The organism is Heyndrickxia camelliae (assembly GCF_002844575.1).
GTDB classification, from domain to species: Bacteria; Bacillota; Bacilli; order Bacillales; family Bacillaceae_C; genus Margalitia; species Margalitia camelliae.
The window spans coordinates 233,377-249,756 of record NZ_PIQO01000003.1 but is presented as its reverse complement, the minus strand read 5'-3'; the positions used below and the strand labels follow the sequence as shown (position 1 = coordinate 249,756).

The window sequence follows — 16,380 nt, the reverse complement described above, 5'->3', positions numbered from 1 at the left end:
GAGTCTTTTATCTATCTAAAGTAGGTAAGCTAATCCTGTTAACAGCGTGGAGGCAATTATAACAATTAGCATCAAATAGACTACAAACTTTTGAGTCTTTTTTGGCATTTCAAATCACTCCTTGTTATTGTCGTCCTTATAACTATTTTAGGGGGCAAATTAATAACTGACAAGCATTATTCGAAGCGAAATGGGGCAGTTTTATGAAAATCCTTTAGTCAGCAGGATTTTCGATAATTACTGTTTAAGTATATAAGGTAGATGGTTTACAGCAAGGGGGTAAATAAATGAAGAATGTAGATCATATTGGAATCGCGGTTAAATCCATTGAGGAAATTCTGCCATTTTATACGGAAACGCTTTCATTGAAATGTCTTGGTATCGAGGATGTTGAATCTGAACAAGTGAAAGTAGCATTTATTGATGTCGGAAATGTAAGATTAGAATTACTGGAACCCTTGAGTCAATCAAGTGCAATAGCGAAATTTCTCGAAACGCGGGGTCAAGGGATACACCATATTGCATTCGGTGTTAGTAATATTGAATTACGAATTCGAGAATTAAAGGAAAATGGTGTGAAAATGATACAAGATATACCGAAACCTGGCGCACATGGAGCAAAGGTTGCATTCCTGCATCCAAAATCGGGGCATGGTGTTTTATATGAACTTTATGATAAGAACTAAGGAAAATAATCGATTTTAGAAACACAACAAGGGGGAAGAACAATGCCGGATATATATGAGAAAATTAATCAGCTGTACGATCGGAAAAGAGAGATTGAACTCGGGGGAGGAGATGACAAGATTGATAAACAACACCAAAAAGGTAAATTAACGGCCAGAGAGAGAATAGAGTTATTGGTCGACCCTGGTACCTTTGTAGAATTAAATGCCTTTATTGAACATAGAGGACATGATTTTGGTCTTGAAGATGTAAAAGGTCCGGGAGATGGTGTGGTGACCGGCTATGCAAAAGTTAATGGTCGTCCTATCTATTTGTTTTCGCAGGACTTTACCGTTTTTGGCGGTGCTTTAGGGGAAATGCATGCCAAAAAAATTGCAAATGTAATGGATTTAGCTGCCCAAAACGGTGCTCCATTTATCGGATTAAATGATTCAGGCGGGGCACGTATTCAAGAAGGTGTCGTGTCACTGGATGGATATGGACATGTGTTTTATCGAAATGCAATTTACTCAGGAGTAATCCCGCAAATTTCCGTCATTATGGGGCCTTGTGCTGGAGGAGCCGTCTATTCCCCTGCGATTACTGATTTTGTATTTATGGTGGATGAAACAAGTCAAATGTTTATTACAGGGCCGAAGGTAATTGAAACTGTAACGGGTGAAAAAATTTCATCAGAGGATTTAGGGGGATCAAAGGTACACAACACAATTAGCGGAAACGCACATTTTCGAGCCGGCTCGGAGGAAGATGTACTGCAGATGGTAAGAAAATTGTTAAGCTATTTACCGCAAAATAGTAAAGAGAAGGCGAATAAACATTCTTGGGAAGGGGATGACTATCGCCCTGATTTAACGGACTCGATACCATTTGATGCCGTTCGTCCATATGATGTGCGTATTGTCATTAATCAGGTAGTAGATGAAGATTCCTTCTTTGAAGTGCATAGGGAATTTGCTAAAAATATCGTGGTAGGATTTGCACGAATCCGAGGGGAAGTAGTTGGATTAGTATGCAATCAGCCTAAATTTATGGCAGGGGGGTTGGATATTGATTCATCTGATAAAGCATCGCGCTTTATTCGTTTTTGTGATTCATTCAATATACCAATTATTACCTTTGAGGATGTAACGGGATTTTTTCCAGGGATTAAACAGGAACACGGAGGAATTATTCGTCACGGTGCCAAGATTCTATATGCCTATTCAGAAGCAACGGTACCAAAAATTACGGTTATTTTAAGAAAAGCATATGGTGGGGCATACGTAGCACTTAATAGTAAATCGATTGGGGCAGATATCGTATATGCATGGCCAAACGCGGAAATTGCCGTAATGGGGCCAGAGGGCGCAGCAAATATTATATTCGCTAAGGAAATTGCTGCCAGTGAAAATCCTGAGGAAACGAGAAAACAGAAAATTAATGAGTATCGTGAGAAATTCGCCAACCCGTATATTGCTGCTTCACAAGGGATGGTAGATGATGTAATAGATCCACGCGAAACAAGGATAAAACTTGTTCAAGCATTAGAAATGCTTCGCAACAAACAAGAGGAAAGACCATTTAAGAAACATGGAAATATTCCTTTATAATATGATAAGAATGCATGCTTAACTATTGCAAGATTACGGCAAAGAATATTTGTCCATGTGAGAAATTAGCGATATACTATTGGAGTAATTAACTAAAGCTTCTATATTTATATCGAGATTTTATTACATAGTTGGAGGTAACTCAATGGTTAATCAAGAGCGTTTACTAAATGAATTTTTGGAATTAGTCCAAATTGATTCCGAAACAAAAAATGAAGCAGAAATTGCAAAGGTTCTGAAGAAGAAATTTACAGACCTTGGAGTAGAAGTATTTGAAGATGATACCACTTCTCAAACAGGACATGGTGCCGGAAATTTAATCTGTACATTAAAAGGTACGAACACTTCTGCAGATATAATTTACTTCACTTCCCATATGGATACGGTAGTACCTGGTAATGGTGTGAAACCTTCCATTAAGGATGGCTATGTTGTAACGGACGGTACAACTATTTTAGGTGCAGATGATAAAGCAGGTCTTGCAGCAATGTTTGAATCAATCCGTGTTTTAAAAGAACAAAACATTGAACATGGCACTATTCAATTCATTATCACGGTAGGTGAGGAATCTGGATTAGTAGGGGCAAAAGCATTAGACTCATCTTTATTGAAAGCGAAATATGGCTTCGCTTTAGATAGCGACGGCAAAGTTGGAAATGTAGTAGTAGCTGCACCAACACAAGCGAAAATTAAAGCTGTCTTATATGGGAAAACTGCACATGCTGGGGTTGCACCTGAAAAAGGAATTTCCGCAATCTCCATTGCGGCAAAAGCTGTATCCAGAATGCCATTAGGCAGGATTGATGAGGAAACAACAGCGAATATCGGCCGATTTGAAGGCGGACAAGCAACAAATATTGTATGTGACCGTGTTGATATTCTTGCAGAAGCACGTTCTTTAGTCCCTGAAAAAATGGAAGCCCAAGTTGCGAAAATGAAAGAGGCATTTGAAGCAGCAGCTAAAGAAATGGGCGGCAAGGCTGATGTCGAAGTTCAAGTAATGTATCCAGGCTTTAAATTTTCCGATGGAGACCAAGTAGTTGAAGTGGCAAAGAGAGCTGCTGCAAAAATCGGTCGTGATTGTAAGTTAGAACAAAGCGGTGGAGGCAGCGATGCCAACGTAATTGCTGGTTTTGGAATTCCAACAGTCAATCTTGCCGTTGGATATGAAGAAATTCATACAACAAATGAAAGAATGCCAATTGAGGAATTGGTGAAACTTTCAGAAATGGTTGTTGCAATTGTGCAAGAGGTTGCTGGAGAATAATGAAGCTTGAGCAGACTTATCTAAGTCTGCTCTTTTAGGAGGAATACTTTTGTCATTGAGCAGTAAATCAGTCATTTTTTTAGTTGGAAATGAGGAATATGGAATTCCTGTGGAATATGTTATATCAATTGATAAATATGAGGAAGTTACACCCATACCGCATTTACCCTCATTTGTTAAGGGAATTGTAAAATCACGAGGAGAATTAATTCCTGTTATTGATTTTGAATTGGTTCTTTATCAAAAAGCATTGGAAGTAAATGATGATGTGCGAATGATTGTGTTGCACACTGATGAATTATCGGTAGGATTACTTGTAAAGGAAGCGAAGGAGATTCTTGATATTGCCAACGAATCCCTACAACAAGTCGGCTTACTAGCGTATTCAAAAACTGCTTATTTTACAAGTATTGCCAATATTGAAGAACGATTAATTACAATGATTGATCCGAATATTTTAATTGCATCTCTTGAAGGAATAAAAGAAATAAAAGAATACATGAAGGAAAATACGCAAGAAGTCCAATAATACGTATACTAATGACTTACATTAGTATTTTAGCAAATGATATTAATGTACTTGTACCATTATAGCGCCTGGCGATAAGCAAGCTTCCTGATCTATGTCTCGTGAAAATGCTTAATGCACGGCGCTATAGTTTTTTCATTGTCTATGAAATTATAAAATTTAATCTTGTGGATAACTTGTTGAAGTTGTCTACGTCTAGGCACAGCGCCTAGCGCATTTGTTCTTAGGAAGTGTCAATTATGAAACAATATTATCCTAAAAATGGAAGGGTTATCCTTCATGTTGATATGAATAGTTTTTTTGCAGCAGTGGAAATGGCTTATGATTCATCCCTAAAAGGAAAACCGCTTGCAATTGCAGGAAACCCTGATGAGAGAAAAGGGATTGTTGTTACATGTAGCTATGAGGCAAGAAAATTTGGAGTAAAAACAACGATGACGGTTTGGGAAGCTAAAAAGCTTTGCCCACAAATCATTATTATGCGACCTAATTTTCAGCGTTATCGCGAAGCATCAACGGCTATGTTCTCCATTCTAAGACAATATTCTAATCTGGTCGAACCGGTTTCTATTGATGAAGGATATATAGATATAACGGAAAGCAGTGAATTGGGAACTCCAATACAGATTGCTGAAAAAATTCAAAAGCAGTTAGTACAGGAATTGGATTTGCCTTGTAGTATTGGAATTGCGCCGAATAAGTTCTTGGCAAAGATGGCATCTGATATGAAGAAGCCCATGGGAATAACTATTTTACGAAAAAGAGATGTTCCCGATAAACTATGGCCGTTGCCATTAATAGAAATGCATGGGATTGGGAAGAAAACTGCCGAAAAATTATCTTCTATCGGCATCAGAAAAATTTGCGATTTGGCTAAAGCGGATGATATTCAATTGCGGCATCTGTTAGGTGTAAGGGGACTGCAATTAAAGGAAAGGGCTAATGGAGAAGATAAGAGAAAGGTAGACCCGGATTCTGCAAATGAATTTAAAAGTGTTGGAAGTTCTTTGACATTGCCGAAAGATATTGCAAATCAGCATGAGCTGTTAGCTTATCTAAAAAAGTTATCGGAAGAGACTGCCAATAGACTTAAAAAGAAAGAGTATTATACCACAAATGTCTCCATAACCATTCGCTATAAGAATCGGCAAACGATAACCCGCAGTCGAAAATTGCAAAATCCAATTTATAAAATGCAGGACATATTTGCGGCTGCAAAAGATCTATTTTTAAAGCATTGGAATGGAAATCCTGTAAGATTGTTGGGGGTTACTGGGCAGGATTTAGTGGAACGTTTTCAAGCTGTGGAACAATTGGATTTATTCTCCTACGAAAAGGAAGCAAAGAAAGAACCCCTTTATAATGCGATGGAAATGCTTCGAAAGAAGTTTGGTAAACATGCGGTAACGAAAGGGGTTTCCCTAAAAGGGAGCAGTCATAGACCTAGTATAAAAGATGATATTGATTCGATTTAATGCTTTTTTCTAAACTTTCCTTTTAGGGAGGACCATAATCCTTCCTTTTTTTTATTGGATTCCTTAGGACTAATGTTTGCTTTTTGAATAAAAATTTCTTCCTTATCAATGGCTTCATCAAGTGCTAATACTAAACCGATATTGGTTGAGCTTGTGTGATGGTTGACAATGGAAAAGGATATTCCGTTTGTTTTTGCTATTTGGATATACTTGGAAATAGCTGAGTAAGGAATGTCTCCATTTACTAACAATATCGCTTTCGAGTATTTTTTTATAGAGTCCGTTACTTCTGGATATACATCCTTTTCCATTACTTGACTCTTCGTTAAAGCAATGATAATTCTTTCTCTGAATGTACCGAGAAATTTTTTCTTCTCAGCAGGCTTTATTTGCTTTTCTCCGTAAATCCCTTTTTCTAAATAATCTTCGAGGCTAGGGTTTCTCAAGAGAATATACCTCCTATTTCCTTGTGATAATTCCTCTATATACAACATAAGCATGAGGGAAAAATCGGTTCCAATTTTGTCAAAATAAAAGCCCTCTTAAAAAGAGGAGCTTAGTAAAGGGTTCATTTATTATCTTGCTCGAGGCATCTAACGGATTAGCTAGTTACCTCGAGCTTTTCTAATTAACAATTATCAATATCTAAATCTGTTACTGGCCACCAGAAAAATCCATCTTTTTCTAAAAGTTGATCGGATGCTTTTGGTCCCATTGTCCCAGATGCATAATTAGGAAATTCTGTTTGTGTTTTGTTTTCCCAAACCTCGGAAATCTTATCTACGAAATTCCATGATAGGGCTACTTCATCCCAATGAGCAAAATTAGTTGCATCCCCGCGTAAACAATCATCCAAAAGCTTTTCATATGCTTCCGGTGTGTTTATACCATGAGTACTGGTATTTGAAAAGTTCAATTTAACAGGGGTTGTTTCCATATGCTGTCCCGATTTTTTTGCATTAAGATGCAGTGTAATGCCCTCTTCAGGCTGAATATGAATAACCAATAGATTCGGTGCTAATTGATGGTCTGTATTGTAATACAAGTTCATTGGTATGTCCTTAAATTGAATGACAATTTTGGTTGACTTTGTTTCCATTCTTTTTCCTGTTCGAATATAGAATGGTACGCCTGCCCATCTAAAATTATCTATCATCAATTTTCCTGCAACAAAGGTTTCTGTGTTAGAGGCAGGATCCACATTCAATTCATTACGATAAGCTGGTACATCTTTTCCATCAATTTGTCCAGAACCGTATTGACCACGAACAAAATATTCTTTTACATGATCACCTTCAATAGGGCGCAGTGCTCGAAATACACGCACCTTTTCACTGCGTATTTCATCTGTGGATAATTTGATTGGCGGCTCCATAGCAAGCAGTGCAACCATCTGGAGCATATGGTTTTGAACCATATCACGAAGTGCTCCACTTGTTTCATAATATCTAGCACGCTCTTCAACACCAAGAACCTCACTGGATGTAATTTGAATATTAGAGATATATCGGTTATTCCATAGTGGTTCAAATAAAGCATTTGCGAAGCGAATTACCTCAATATTTTGCACCATTGCTTTTCCTAAATAATGGTCTATACGATAGATTTCTTCCTCATTAAATGCCTTTCTAATTTGGGCATTCAGGGTTTTGGCTGATTCTAAATCATGTCCGAAAGGTTTTTCGATGACCAATCGTTTGAATCCTTTAGTATCATTTAAACCATCAGTTTTTAAATGTTCGGCAATGGTTCCAAAGAACTCAGGTGCCATAGCTAAGTAAAAAATTCGATTTCCATTTAAGGAATATTGTTCATCAAGCTTATCGGCCAATTTTTTTAATTCTATGTATGATTCTGTGTTTTTAACATCATGTGCTTGATAGTAGAAATGAGATACAAACTCATCGATGTTTTCACTTTTTCCAATAGAAGTAAGAACAGAATCCTTTACATTTTCCTTTAATTCTTCATGTGTCCAAGGACGTCTGGCTGTTCCAATAACAGCGAAATTATTTCCTAATCTTCCTTTTCTATATAAATGGTAAAGGGAAGGGAAGAGTTTTCTTTTTGCTAAATCGCCAGTTGCACCGAAAATCATAATCAATGACGATGGAGTTTCTTTCGATTTCATAATGGCTACCTCTCCTTTTTCATATTCCTATTAATAGGATGCCAAAAATTTAAGTAATTACTATAATAAAAAGTCCTTACAAGTTCATAATTCTATCGCTTGAAAACACGAATAGCAATAAATTTGCAATACAACCATAAAAATAGGCAATGTCTCTATTGTTATGGTATTATTTAGAAAAGAATGGGAGGGCTAATGTTTGGAATTATTGTTTTTAGGAACAGGTGCAGGAATACCTGCCAAACTTAGAAATGTTACTTCCATTGCGTTGAAACTTCTGGAAGAACGAAAAGCTGTGTGGCTTTTTGATTGTGGTGAAGCCACTCAGCATCAAATTTTACATACAAGCTTAAAACCGAGAAGAATTGAAAAAATTTTTATTACCCACTTGCATGGAGATCATATTTTTGGTCTTCCTGGTTTATTAGGGAGCCGTTCTTTTCAAAGCGGAGACTCAGAATTAACAGTATTTGGCCCTAAAGGCCTGCGTCAATTCATAACTGTTTCCTTGCAAATTAGTGATACACATCTTCAATATCCTCTGAAAATTGTCGAGATAGAGGATGGTATTATTTTCGAAGATGATCAATTTCTTGTAGAGGCTGCAAAATTGGACCACGCAGTGGAATCATTTGGATATCGTATAATAGAAAAGGACAAACCAGGCACTTTAAATGCTAAGAAACTTCGTGATGATGGGATACCTCCCGGACCGATTTATGCAAAATTAAAAAACGGCGAATCAGTGGAACTAGACAACCAAAAAATTATTCATGGGAAAGACTATCTTGGTCCAACCATCAAAGGAAGAATCATAACAATATTAGGTGATACTCGAACTTGCGCAAATGCATTGAAATTAGCTGCAAATGCAGACGTTCTTGTCCATGAATCTACCTTTTCCGCCGATAATGAGGAGATGGCTTACGAATATTTTCATTCTACTACAACACAAGCTGCCAAGACTGCATTACAAGCAAATGCAAAGATGTTATGTTTAACACATATAAGCTCTCGATATGGGCTGGAAGATTCTAAACATTTAGTAGAAGAAGCAAAAAGTATTTTTAAAAATACTTATATCGCCCATGATTTTTTTGAAATCCCAATTCCTACATCTAAGTAGAGAATGGTAATATTAAAGCAAAGGACCTTTGTTTCTGCAAAGGTCCTTTTTGGTAAAATTAATACCATCCGCGCTCATATTGTACGGGTGCTTTGATTTCCGCACCAAGTTCTTTCGCCGCTGTTCGTGGCCAATATGGATCTCTTAACAACTCTCGTGCAAGAATGATTAAATCAGCGCGCTCATTTTGTAAAATTTCTTCCGCGTGCTTTGGTGATGTGATAAGTCCGACTGCTCCTGTGTCAATATTGGAGCCATTTTTGATAGCTTCCGCATATTTTACTTGATAGCCAGGATATACATTGATTTTCGCAGGTACGAGAGCACCTGAACTTACATCAATTAAATCAACATTCTGTTCCTTCATCCAACTGCAAAATTGTACATAATCATCAATATCAAGTCCTTCTGGATGATAGTCATTTGCAGATACGCGAACTAATAAAGGACCATCCCAAACAGTTTTTACAGCATCAATCACTTCTTTTAAGAACCGATAACGATTTTCCGCAGAACCACCATACTCATCTTTACGATGATTGGAAAGAGGGGAAAGAAACTCGTTGATTAAATAACCATGAGCGCCATGAAGCTCGATCACATCAAAGCCAGCCTTTTTCGCACGCACAGCAGCTTGTTTAAAGGCTTCAATCGTATCTTTGATTTCCTCTAGGCTCATTTCTTTCGGCGTTTTCATTTTTTCATTAAAAGCAATAGCGGAAGGTGCGATGATTTCTTGATCAAGTTCTGCTTTTCTTCCTGCATGGGCGATTTGTATCCCTGTAACAGCACCATGCTCTTTCATCATTCCAACTAATTTTGAAAGACCTTCAATATGATCATCGCTCCAAATTCCTAAATCCTGAGGCGAAATCCTTCCTTGAGCCGTTACAGCTGTTGCTTCCAAAATAATTAAGCCAACTTGCCCCACTGCTCGGCTAGTATAATGTGTATAATGCCAATCTGTAACTTTTCCATCTTCTTTATAGCAAGAATACATACACATCGGAGCCATCACGATTCGGTTCTTTAGTGTCACATTTTTAAGCTTATAGGGTTCAAATAATTTAACTGTCAATCAAATTAACCTCCTTTTCTGAATTATGATTATTATATCAACCACGTCTCCTGTATTACAGAAACTTGCTTACAAATTATTACCGGTGATATTGTGTGGAAAGACGCTTTGATTGCAGTGTTGCTTCTTTAATGCAGTTGATAAGAGCATCCTTTACATTGTGGCGGTCTAGTACGCGAATGCCTGCCTCCGTTGTTCCTCCAGGACTGGTTACCGCTATTCTTAGATTTTCAGCCTTCTCATTAGAATGGTTAAGCATACCGGCGGCTCCTAAAAGAGTTTGAACAATCAACTTTTTTGCTAATTCTGATTCTAATCCTATTTCCTGCGCACTGTTCTCCATTGCTTCCACAATGTAATAGATATAAGCTGGTCCGCTTCCAGATAAGCCAGTAACTGCATCAAGCTTTTCCTCTTCTACTATCATTGTCATACCGATAGCGGATAGTAGGGCTTCTGCCAATTCTAAATGGCAGTCTTGAACAAAGGCATTTTTTGCAATAGCGGTAGCCGATTGTCCGATTGCTGCTGAAGTGTTTGGCATTGCTCTAATAATTGGCACATGTATGTTTAATATGTTCTCGATTGTTGATATTGATACTCCAGCAATAACAGAAATAATAAGGGTATCTCGTTGGATATAGGGACTAACCTTTAACAATGCTTCATCAGCATCCTTTGGCTTTACTGCTAAAATAACGATTTTAGATTGATGGAATAGTTCCTGGAGATTATAGGTTGTTTGCACTCCATATTTTTGACGTAAAAAGTGAAGCCTTGTGTTTTCGGAGCGATTCGTGACGTGAATTTGTTCTCCCTTTACAACATTTTTGTTCACTAACCCGCTAATCATTGCTTCAGCCATGGATCCAGCACCTATGAAAGATATTTTCATCACTCATTCCTCCTGAAGATTTTATAAAGACCAAAAACCCTCCATCCAAAGGACGAAGGGTTTATTTCGCGGTACCACCTTAATTTGAATGCACCAAGCATTCATCTCTGAGTCGTTAACGCCGAAATACGTATTGGTTTTCCAATCAGCTCGCAAGGTAGGTTCGAGTGAAAAAGTGGATGGTGAAGTCTCTCAGCCAATGAACCTCACTCTCTTTCATCATTTTTCATCTAATAGCCTTGGTCATTGCTCGTTTTAAAGATTAAATTATTATAGATTATGCTAAAGAAGCAGCCCGTCTGTCAACAGTTTTTTGAAAATTTTCTGTTTATTCTATACTAATATAATGACATTCTCCTATTTAAATACTACAATGAAATTATCATTTTCTTGAAAAGTTAGTTAGTCTGTATATACATTTAAATTGGAGGTTAGAGAATGGTTTCGTGGAATGGGGATATTGCGAAAATAACTGTACCTACACCATTTGCGGTAGGAGATGTTAATGTTTATCTTATAAAAGGGGATGTTTTAACCTTGGTGGATGCAGGGGTGAAAACAAAGGAAGCTTGGGAGCTCTTTACCTTTCAGCTTTCTCAATTAGGCTATACGCCTGAGGATATTGAGCAAGTTGTTTTAACACATCATCACCCAGATCATGTCGGCTTCTTAGAGTGGCTGCCTGATGATTTAAATCTATATGGTCATTCATATTGTGTGCCATGGTTAAAGAAAGAGGAGGAATTCTTTGCCAATCATGATCGGTTTTATCATCAACTGTTTCAGGAATTCGGTCTTGATGGTGATTTTCCACTATTATTAAAGAAATGGAAGGCACCTTTAAAATATGGTGCATATCGCCCAATTACGAATACGATACAGGAGAATGATTCTATCCCTGGTTTGGATAATTGGTCTGTAATCGAAACACCAGGTCATGCTCAAAGTCACTTATCCTTTTATCGTGAAAAAGATGGCACTTTAATAGCCGGTGATCATGTGCTGGCAACCATATCTTCCAATCCTTTATTGGAACCACCACTAGTTTCCGGTGCGGAACGCCCAATGCCGCAATTACAATATAACGCATCTCTAAAAAAATTATTGAAATACAATATTTCAATAACTTATACAGGGCACGGAGCGGATGTAATAAAAGTGCATCCATTGATTGAACGCCGATTACAAAGACAACATGATCGAGCAATGCAAGTTAAAGAGATGTTAAAAGATAGACCTTTATCAACTTACGAAATATGTAAAAGACTATTTCCGGCTGTTTATGAAAAGGAACTTGGACTGACATTATCTGAAACCACCGCTCAGCTAGACTTCTTATTATCTATGGGGGAAATTCAAAAAAGAATGGACGCGAAAGGAGTAGCTTATTTTTCTGTTAGCTGATTAACACTACCGTAGTCCAACATAATTTTTAGATAAATAAACCTGTTGTGAGCGCCAGTAATATTATTTGCGAGGTTTACTTTTAATAGAGATTTTAAATGAATCGTCTTTTAGAGCGTTTCAAAAGACCAACGTGATGGAAAAAAGCGAGGGAAATGTCTTTTAGAGCGTCTCAAAAGGACAATATGATGGAAAAAAGCGAGGGAAATGTCCTTTAGAACGACTCAAAAGACCAACGTGACGGAAAAAAGCAAGGGAAATGTCCTTTAGAACCACTGCAAAAGACCAACGTGACGGAAAAAAGCGAAGGAAATGTCCTTTAGAACGACTCAAAAGACCAACGTGAATGAAAAAAGTGAGGGAAATGTCCTTTAGAACGACTCAAAAGACCAACGTGACGGAAAAAAGCGAGGGAAATGTCCTTTAGAACGACTCAAAAGACCAACGTGACGGAAAAAAGTGAGGGAAAATGTCTTTTAGAACACTTCAAAAGACCAATGTGGCCAAAAATTCGGAGTTACATATCTTTTAGGATTCCGTCTATTATAAATGGAGGTACCTATGGTTAATGGAAGATTAAAAGGAAAAACAATTGTAATTACGGGGGCGTCCGGAGGACTTGGCGAGCAGATCGCATACGCTGCTGCAAAAAGCGGAGCCAATGTTGTATTACTTGCGCGAAAACTTGAAAAGCTGGAAAAAATAAAGGAATCAATTGAAAAAACTTACTCAGTAAAATGTATGGTCGATAGACTTGATGTCTCCAGAGTGGAGGATATACCAAGCGTTTTTAAAAAAATTAATGCTGAGATTGGTTCCATTGATGTGCTTATTAACAATGCTGGATTTGGAATTTTCGAGGAAGCCCATGAGGCATCGATTGAGGATGTCCAAGGAATGTTTAACGTAAACGTAATTGGATTAATAGCATGTACAAAAGAAGTACTTATTTTTATGAGAAACAGAAAATCCGGCCACATTATCAATATTGCCTCACAAGCTGGAAAACTTGCAACACCAAAATCCAGTGCGTATGCTGCGACAAAGCATGCTGTTATTGGATTTTCTAACAGTTTGCGCATGGAATTAGCACCGTATAATGTATTTGTTACAACGGTCAATCCGGGGCCAATTGCAACGCAATTTTTTGATATAGCCGATAAATCGGGTACATACATAAAAAATATTGAGCGGTATATGTTGAATCCAGAAAAACTTGCAAATATTATTGTGCAAAGTATTTTTACCAAAAGGAGAGAAATTAATTTGCCGCGTTGGATGAACGCTGGGAGTGTTCTCTATACATTGTTCCCCCGTCTGGTGGAAAAGGTTGGGGGAAAAGCATTTTATCAAAAATAAGTATAGATGTCTGTTTGAACCGAATGCTTTCGGTTCTTTTTATTTATATATGGATGTCTAAACAATTGATAAAAATTATCATTTTCATTAAATTCATAGTTCCTTATCGCCCAACTTCGTGATAAAATAACTTTAGTAAATGAGAAGATTTATCATTCTCAATTATTTGAATGGAACGGAGAAATCATCATGTCGACTTTACTAGAATTACTTGAAGGCAAAGCAGGAAGTATTTCTGATCTTTCTCAAGTGGATGAGGCATTAAAACACCGTTTACTCCATGTAGGAGTTTTTGAAGGTTGTCCAATTAAATTAAAATGTGTAATGCCGTTTGGCGGACCTTGTATGGTCGAATGCCAAGGTCAGTTGTTAGGAATTCGTCGGTGTGATGCACAAAAGATTAAGGTTGAATGTGAATCATGATTACGGCTCTAGTTGGAAATCCGAACACCGGAAAAACATCCTTATTTAATCATTTAACTGGTTCCTATGAGTATGTTGGAAACTGGAGCGGTGTGACGGTTGAGAAAAAGATAGGTAGATTAAAGGAAATAAAAGGCGATCTCATCGATTTGCCTGGTGTTTATTCCCTTTATCCATTTTCAAAAGACGAATCTGTTGTTATTCAATTTTTCTTGAATGAAACATTTGAAAATATCATTAATATAGTGGATGCATCACAGCTTGAAAGGAATTTACAGCTCACTGTTCAGCTCCTTGAATTTGGGAGCCCAGTTATAATCGGCTTAAATATGATTGATGTTGCGGAAAGAAGAGGCATTCATATTAATGCTGCAACCTTGTCTAGAAAGCTAGGTCTTCCCGTCGTTCCGATTACGGCAAGAAGCGGGAAAGGGTGTCATGAGCTTACACAGCAGCTTACATCCATTAATGGTGTAAAAGGCAATATTCCAAATATACAATACGGTGATGCTATCGAACTGGGGATTACAAAAATCACCGAAATATTAAAAGAAAAAGAGTTGAATCTTCCCACTCGTTGGCTTGCTCTTCAAGTGCTGGAAGGGAACCCTGATGCTCGTATATACATAGAGCAGTGGGTATCTAAAGACAGTGTGCAAAAGATAATCGATTTTGTAGAAAGAGAAGTAAAGGAGAAGACTTCCTTTTCATCTGCTTCAAGACTTATCTTTGAAAAACGTCGAATTTGGATTGACGAGGTTATACAAGATAGTATCAATACACAGTCAGAACAGAAGAAAAATTGGACGGAGCGAATCGATAAAATTGTTACGAATCGCTGGTTAGGAATTCCAATCTTTTTATTCTTTATGTTTCTTATGTTTACCGTTACCTTTGATTGGATAGGGACACCTTTATCTGATTTATTGGATTCCTTTATTTCGGGACCATTAAGTAACTGGATTGATGCAGGCTTAAATGCTGTTGGGGCTAGTTCGTTTATTCAGGATCTTGTTACTGATGGAATAGTGGCAGGAGTTGGCGGTGTTCTTGTTTTCGTTCCGCAAATTTTTGTGCTGTTTCTGTTTATATCACTTCTTGAGGATTCCGGTTATATGGCTAGAGCAGCACTTGTTATGGACCGTGTGTTAGAAAAGGTAGGATTAAACGGAAAAGCATTCATTCCAATGGTAATTGGTTTTGGCTGTAATGTTCCCGGCGTTATGGCTGCGAGAACGATTGAACAGCCGAAAGAGCGATTATTAACGGTTCTTTTAACTCCTTTGATGTCTTGTTCCGCAAGATTATCTATCTATGCTTTGTTTGTCGGTGCTTTTTTTGATAAGCATCAAGCAATTGTCGTCTTTTCATTATATGTATTGGGTATTGTGGTGGCGCTTGTTCTGGCAAAGCTGTTTTCAAAAGTGCTAATGAAAAATGAGCCTTCTATGTTTGTCATCGAGCTTCCTCCATATCGCGTTCCACATGCTTTAACATTATGGAGAAGCACTTGGGATAAAGGAAAAGGTTTTGTTCGAAAGGCAGGTACCTTTATTTTTGGCGGGTCTGTTGCCATTTGGCTTTTATCGTATTTTGGACCAGGAGGTATGGGAGTGGATTTAGACCATAGCTTTTTAGCAATCGTTGGCGGTTGGTTTGCTCCACTATTAGCTCCGCTTGGATTCGGAATTTGGCAGGCAGGTGCTGCTTTAATTACAGGATTTTTAGCAAAAGAAGTGGTTGTTTCGACGATGGGGATTATTTACCATACGCCGGACTCAACAGCTCTTCAAGGGTTGTTGTCGCATTATTTCACCCCTTTATCAGCTTATAGCTTCTTAGTCTTTGTTTTGCTTTATATACCATGTGTAGCGACAGTGGCAGCGATTCGAAATGAATCGTCTTCATGGAAATGGACGGTGTTTAGCATTGGTTATGCACTTGTCATTGCATATGTACTAGCGCTAATCGTTTATCATGGTGGAAAGCTTATTCTTGGAATATAGGGAGTGGTGACCGATGTTGGCAAGCATTATTATTGGGGCTTTAATTTTCGGATATGCAGCCTTTACATTATATAAATTTGTGAAGAAGAGTAAACAAGGTGTTTGTGCCCATTGCTCTTTGAAAAATAATTGTCAGTCAGCATGCAATACAGTGCTTAAAGATAAAAAAGTAAACCCCTTTTCATCATAAGGGGTTTTACTTTTTTTTTTATGGAGTTAAATAGATATAAATAAGGTATACAGCTTTATTCACATTTATTAGGTACATGCATTTTCCAAAAAATATAAATTGAAATCGAACGTATATTCGAATAAAATATAGAATATAATAAGAACATAAGTTCGTTTATGGAAATATAAATAAAACCTAATGAAGGTGAAGAAAAGTGACCATTGATTACAGCAAACTCC

The 16,380-nt window shown here is 37.5% G+C and carries 16 protein-coding genes and 1 other annotated feature; of the genes, 11 read left to right on the top strand and 5 right to left on the bottom strand.

The genetic code is table 11. The features are described 5' to 3' along the window. Positions 1-15: 15 nt before the first annotated feature. Positions 16-108: a stressosome-associated protein Prli42 gene (gene prli42, locus CWO92_RS06445; RefSeq protein WP_101353373.1), complete on the bottom strand. Its 93-nt coding sequence runs from the start codon at positions 106-108 to the stop codon at positions 16-18. A 179-nt stretch (positions 109-287) separates the two neighbouring features. On the opposite strand from prli42, the gene mce reads away from it, so the two are divergent. From mce to CWO92_RS06420, 5 genes are all read left to right on the top strand, one after another. After that, positions 288-686, top strand: coding sequence for a methylmalonyl-CoA epimerase (mce, locus tag CWO92_RS06440; RefSeq protein ID WP_101353372.1), 399 nt, complete (start codon positions 288-290; stop codon positions 684-686). A 42-nt stretch (positions 687-728) separates the two neighbouring features. Next, positions 729-2,276 carry an acyl-CoA carboxylase subunit beta gene (locus CWO92_RS06435; RefSeq protein WP_101353371.1) on the top strand — a complete coding sequence of 516 codons (1,548 nt, stop codon included), beginning with the start codon at positions 729-731 and terminating at the stop codon, positions 2,274-2,276. 145 nt (positions 2,277-2,421) lie between these two features. After that, positions 2,422-3,543, top strand: a complete 1,122-nt coding sequence (locus CWO92_RS06430) for a tripeptidase T (protein WP_101353370.1) — start codon at positions 2,422-2,424, stop codon at positions 3,541-3,543. Between the two features lie 49 nt (positions 3,544-3,592). Further along, entirely contained in the window at positions 3,593-4,072 is a 480-nt protein-coding gene (locus CWO92_RS06425) for a chemotaxis protein CheW (RefSeq protein ID WP_101353369.1), read from the top strand. A gap of 239 nt (positions 4,073-4,311) precedes the next feature. Next, positions 4,312-5,547, top strand: a complete 1,236-nt coding sequence (locus CWO92_RS06420; protein WP_101353368.1) for a DNA polymerase IV — start codon at positions 4,312-4,314, stop codon at positions 5,545-5,547. Here CWO92_RS06420 and CWO92_RS06415 read toward each other — a convergent pair. Then, positions 5,544-5,993: a YueI family protein gene (locus CWO92_RS06415; RefSeq protein ID WP_101353367.1), complete on the bottom strand. Its 450-nt coding sequence runs from the start codon at positions 5,991-5,993 to the stop codon at positions 5,544-5,546. The genes CWO92_RS06420 and CWO92_RS06415 overlap by 4 nt on opposite strands. A 182-nt stretch (positions 5,994-6,175) precedes the next feature. Next, complete coding sequence (gene zwf, locus CWO92_RS06410; protein WP_101353366.1) at positions 6,176-7,678, bottom strand: glucose-6-phosphate dehydrogenase; 1,503 nt, start codon at positions 7,676-7,678, stop codon at positions 6,176-6,178. 199 nt (positions 7,679-7,877) lie between these two features. On the opposite strand from zwf, the gene rnz reads away from it, so the two are divergent. Next, complete coding sequence (gene rnz, locus CWO92_RS06405) at positions 7,878-8,804, top strand: ribonuclease Z (protein ID WP_101353365.1); 927 nt, start codon at positions 7,878-7,880, stop codon at positions 8,802-8,804. A 58-nt stretch (positions 8,805-8,862) separates the two neighbouring features. Here the strand turns inward: rnz and namA are convergent, their stop codons facing one another. Further along, positions 8,863-9,882 carry an NADPH dehydrogenase NamA gene (gene namA / locus CWO92_RS06400; RefSeq protein ID WP_101353364.1) on the bottom strand — a complete coding sequence of 340 codons (1,020 nt, stop codon included), beginning with the start codon at positions 9,880-9,882 and terminating at the stop codon, positions 8,863-8,865. 79 nt (positions 9,883-9,961) lie between these two features. Beyond that, positions 9,962-10,777 (bottom strand): pyrroline-5-carboxylate reductase, encoded by an 816-nt coding sequence (proC, locus tag CWO92_RS06395; RefSeq protein WP_101353363.1) that lies wholly within the window; start codon positions 10,775-10,777, stop codon positions 9,962-9,964. A 45-nt stretch (positions 10,778-10,822) separates the two neighbouring features. Then, positions 10,823-11,033: a binding site (T-box leader), on the bottom strand. 182 nt (positions 11,034-11,215) lie between these two features. On the opposite strand from proC, the gene CWO92_RS06390 reads away from it, so the two are divergent. From CWO92_RS06390 to CWO92_RS06370, 5 genes are all read left to right on the top strand, one after another. Further along, complete coding sequence (locus CWO92_RS06390) at positions 11,216-12,181, top strand: MBL fold metallo-hydrolase (RefSeq protein ID WP_101353362.1); 966 nt, start codon at positions 11,216-11,218, stop codon at positions 12,179-12,181. A 561-nt stretch (positions 12,182-12,742) separates the two neighbouring features. Beyond that, on the top strand, positions 12,743-13,540 hold the full coding sequence (locus CWO92_RS06385) for an SDR family NAD(P)-dependent oxidoreductase (protein WP_101353361.1): 798 nt from the start codon (positions 12,743-12,745) through the stop codon (positions 13,538-13,540). A 189-nt stretch (positions 13,541-13,729) separates the two neighbouring features. Next, the gene (locus CWO92_RS06380) at positions 13,730-13,963 is read left to right on the top strand and encodes a FeoA family protein (RefSeq protein WP_101353360.1); all 234 of its coding nucleotides are present in this window, start codon (positions 13,730-13,732) and stop codon (positions 13,961-13,963) included. Then, positions 13,960-15,969, top strand: a complete 2,010-nt coding sequence (gene feoB / locus CWO92_RS06375) for a ferrous iron transport protein B (RefSeq protein WP_101353359.1) — start codon at positions 13,960-13,962, stop codon at positions 15,967-15,969. Before CWO92_RS06380 ends, feoB begins: the two co-directional genes overlap by 4 nt. A 13-nt stretch (positions 15,970-15,982) precedes the next feature. Further along, entirely contained in the window at positions 15,983-16,159 is a 177-nt protein-coding gene (locus tag CWO92_RS06370) for a FeoB-associated Cys-rich membrane protein (RefSeq protein WP_101353358.1), read from the top strand. The last annotated feature ends 221 nt before the right edge of the window (positions 16,160-16,380 follow it).

Excerpts from the sequence above, each read along its gene's own strand:
- prli42 (WP_101353373.1), bottom strand. The coding sequence starts at position 108 with ATGCCAAAAAAGACTCAAAAGTTTGTAGTCTATTTGATGCTAATTGTT.
- mce (WP_101353372.1), top strand. The coding sequence starts at position 288 with ATGAAGAATGTAGATCATATTGGAATCGCGGTTAAATCCATTGAGGAA.
- CWO92_RS06435 (WP_101353371.1), top strand. The coding sequence starts at position 729 with ATGCCGGATATATATGAGAAAATTAATCAGCTGTACGATCGGAAAAGA.
- CWO92_RS06430 (WP_101353370.1), top strand. The coding sequence starts at position 2,422 with ATGGTTAATCAAGAGCGTTTACTAAATGAATTTTTGGAATTAGTCCAA.
- CWO92_RS06420 (WP_101353368.1), top strand. The coding sequence starts at position 4,312 with ATGAAACAATATTATCCTAAAAATGGAAGGGTTATCCTTCATGTTGAT.
- zwf (WP_101353366.1), bottom strand. The coding sequence starts at position 7,678 with ATGAAATCGAAAGAAACTCCATCGTCATTGATTATGATTTTCGGTGCA.
- proC (WP_101353363.1), bottom strand. The coding sequence starts at position 10,777 with ATGAAAATATCTTTCATAGGTGCTGGATCCATGGCTGAAGCAATGATT.
- CWO92_RS06390 (WP_101353362.1), top strand. The coding sequence starts at position 11,216 with ATGGTTTCGTGGAATGGGGATATTGCGAAAATAACTGTACCTACACCA.
- CWO92_RS06385 (WP_101353361.1), top strand. The coding sequence starts at position 12,743 with ATGGTTAATGGAAGATTAAAAGGAAAAACAATTGTAATTACGGGGGCG.
- CWO92_RS06380 (WP_101353360.1), top strand. The coding sequence starts at position 13,730 with ATGTCGACTTTACTAGAATTACTTGAAGGCAAAGCAGGAAGTATTTCT.
- feoB (WP_101353359.1), top strand. The coding sequence starts at position 13,960 with ATGATTACGGCTCTAGTTGGAAATCCGAACACCGGAAAAACATCCTTA.
- CWO92_RS06370 (WP_101353358.1), top strand. The coding sequence starts at position 15,983 with ATGTTGGCAAGCATTATTATTGGGGCTTTAATTTTCGGATATGCAGCC.